The organism is Kitasatospora sp. MY 5-36 (assembly GCF_001182915.1).
GTDB lineage: Bacteria > Actinomycetota > Actinomycetes > Streptomycetales > Streptomycetaceae > Kitasatospora.
This window is the reverse complement of record NZ_LFVW01001058.1, coordinates 1-2159: the sequence shown is the minus strand read 5'-3', so window position 1 is coordinate 2159 and position 2159 is coordinate 1. Positions and strand designations below refer to the sequence as shown.

General features: G+C 75.9%; 2 protein-coding genes and 1 pseudogene. 1 reads left to right on the top strand and 2 read right to left on the bottom strand.

The features are described 5' to 3' along the window. Window positions 1-265 precede the first annotated feature (265 nt). On the bottom strand, window positions 266-892 hold the full coding sequence (locus tag AE652_RS40050) for a TetR/AcrR family transcriptional regulator (protein WP_049660629.1): 627 nt from the start codon (window positions 890-892) through the stop codon (window positions 266-268). Between the two features lie 192 nt (window positions 893-1084). On the opposite strand from AE652_RS40050, the gene AE652_RS40045 reads away from it, so the two are divergent. Next, window positions 1085-1843, top strand: a complete 759-nt coding sequence (locus AE652_RS40045; protein WP_049660627.1) for an SDR family oxidoreductase — start codon at window positions 1085-1087, stop codon at window positions 1841-1843. An 8-nt stretch (window positions 1844-1851) separates the two neighbouring features. On the opposite strand, the pseudogene AE652_RS40040 reads toward AE652_RS40045, so the two are convergent. Then, a pseudogene (locus AE652_RS40040) lies at window positions 1852-2159 on the bottom strand (NmrA family transcriptional regulator); the annotation flags it as partial.

Here is a 2159-nt window from a genome sequence, read left to right as displayed (position 1 = left end):
GACCGGCCCGGGTCGGGGTCTGCTCCCGTCGGCGCCGCCGGTCGGGGGCGTGGCCGCCGCGGGAGGGTGCTGCTGGGGGCGCGGCGCGGGGCCGCGCGGGGGGCCGTCTCTCGGGGCCGGGTGGCGCCGAACGTCGTCGGCGCCGTACGTCTACGAGGCACACGTACGAGGGACACGTACTGCGTATACGAGTCTGCTCGCCTCGTCGCAGCAGGTCAAGGGGCCCGGAGCGGCACGGGCGGCACGGGCGGCACGGGGCGCCGACTCAGACCCGGGCGCCGAGCATCCGCAGGACCAGCTCCCCGTAGCGGCGCCCGAGCTCCTCCGGCGCCTCGGAGGAGTTGTCGGTGTACCAGCGGGAGACGTCGATGCCCAGCGAGGTGACCGCGCGGGCCGCCGTCCGCACCTCCGCCACCTGGAACTCCCCCGCCGCCACGCCCGCCTCGATCAGCGCGCTGACCTCGCGCTCGATGTCCAGCCGCAGCGCCGCGACCACCGCGTAGGCGTCCTCGGGCAGCGCGTGCAGCTCGTAGTTGACCACCCGGCCGACCGTCCGGGCCCGGGCGTGCCAGGCGGTGAACTGCTCGACCAGCTCCCGCATCCGCTCGGCCGGTCCGCCCCCGCCGGCCACCGCGCCCCGGACCAGGGTCAGCGTGGCCGCGTGCCCGGCCCGGCTGATCTCGGCCAGCAGCGCGGCCTTCGACTGGTAGTGGATGTACAGCGCGGCCGGACTCATCCCCGCCGCCGTGGCGATGTCCCGGGTGGTGGTGGCGTGGAAGCCGCGCTCCGCGAACGACTCGACGGCGGCCTGGAGCAGCCGGTACGCCGCTTCGGGGCGGGCGTCGGCGCCGGGCAGGGTCGGCCAGAGGTCGGCGAGCGGGGTGCTGGTCATGGCGTCATCCTCCCAGAGAAACTCGTACAGGCTTTCGCGCCGGCCACCCCTCGGCCCGACCCCCGACCCGGGCCGGCGTGCGACGGGCAAGCGGTCGGCGGACTGTTGACAGCCTCCCGCACCGACAGCATGCTGAGCAAGCGCTTAGTCAGCTGACAGCAGGGATCCCCCGCACGAAAGGCAGGACGCTCCGTGGTGCACTCCTTCAAGGGCCGGGTGGCCGTCGTCACCGGATCGAGCCGGGGCATCGGCCTCGGCATCGCCCGCGAGCTGGTCGACCGCGGGGCCAGGGTCTGCCTCACCGCCCGCAACCCGGAGCCGCTGGCCGAGGCCGTCCGCGACCTGGGCGGCCCGGAGAACGCGATCGCCGTCGCGGGCAAGGCCGACGACCCGGCGCACCAGGAGGAGACGGTCGCCCGCACCCTGGAGGCCTTCGGCCGGCTGGACCACCTGGTCAACAACACCGGCATCAACCCGGTCTACGGGCCGGTCCTCGACACCGACGAGGCCGCCGCCGCCAAGATCCTCGCCGTCAACGTGCTGGCCCCGCTGGCCTGGACCCGCCGCGCGCACGCCGCGTGGCTGGGCGAGCACGGCGGCTCGGTCGTCAACGTCGCCTCCATCGCGGGCATCCGCTCCTCGCTCGGGATCGGCATGTACGGCGTCAGCAAGGCCGCGCTGATCCGGCTCACCACCGAACTCGCCGCCGAGCTGGGCCCCCAGGGCATCCGGGTCAACGCCGTCGCCCCCGCCGTGGTCAAGACCAGGTTCGCCGAGGCCCTGTACGAGGGCCGCGAGGAGAAGGTCGCCAAGGCCTACCCGCTCGGCCGCCTCGGCGTCCCCGAGGACATCGCCGGCGCCGTCGCCTTCCTGCTCTCCCCCGACGCCGGCTGGATCACCGGCCAGACCCTGGTCGTGGACGGCGGGGTCACCCTGGGCGGCGGCATGTGACCCGGAGGTCACCGCCCCTCGGCGATGACCTCCAGGGCCGGGCGGGGCGCGCGGCCGAGCAGGGCCGCGAGGTCGCCCGGCCCGCCCGGGCCGGCGAGGAAGCCGTGGGCGATCGCCGAGTAGGTGCCCACCACCATCGGCACCTGGAAGTCCCGCGCGTCCGAGGCCGCCACCGCCGCCCGGGCGTCCGTCAGCCGTCCCGGCCGGTACGCGGCGCCGAGGGCCTCGGCCACCTCCGCGCCGCCCACCGCCCGTTCCCCCACCAGCTCGTACGTCCGGCCCGCGTGCCCGGCGGGCGCCAGGGCGACGTTCACCG